Here is a 429-nt window from a genome sequence, read left to right as displayed (position 1 = left end):
TAAAGCATGTCGCTGTTAACCGGATTCGGGATTCCCGTTTGGCTTGATCTGTGATTCACTTGTCTCATGGAAGGAGATGCACCATGGGCAAGCCGCATCCGATTGAGTTGCGTGAGCGTGTCGTTGCGTTTGTGAATGAGGGCAATAGTCACCGGGAAGCCGCTCGGCATTTCCGTGTTTCGCCTCGGTTCGTCAACAACATGATGATCCTGTATCGGTCATCCGGCTGTCTGGCCGCCGCCAGGCAGGGCCACCCGCCTGGTAGTGTGAAGCTTTTGGCTCATGGTGATTGGGTCCGCGAGCAGATGTCCGCCCGTGGCGAAACGACTTTGGACGAACTGTGCGTTGCGCTCGCGGAGCGCGGTATTGAAGTCCACCGCGCCACGGTCGGGCGATTTCTACACCGACTTGGGCTGAGTAATAAAAAAA

Annotated in this window: 1 protein-coding gene; it reads left to right on the top strand. The window is 56.4% G+C overall.

Going from position 1 to position 429, the window contains the following annotated elements:
• Positions 1-83: 83 nt before the first annotated feature.
• The coding region (locus HWD97_RS24280; protein ID WP_371835814.1) for a winged helix-turn-helix domain-containing protein at positions 84-429 on the top strand (346 nt) is incomplete at its 3' end.

Source organism: Ochrobactrum sp. C6C9, assembly GCF_022627935.1.
Classification (GTDB): Bacteria; Pseudomonadota; Alphaproteobacteria; order Rhizobiales; family Rhizobiaceae; genus Brucella; species Brucella teleogrylli.
This window is presented reverse-complemented; position numbering and strand designations above follow the sequence as displayed.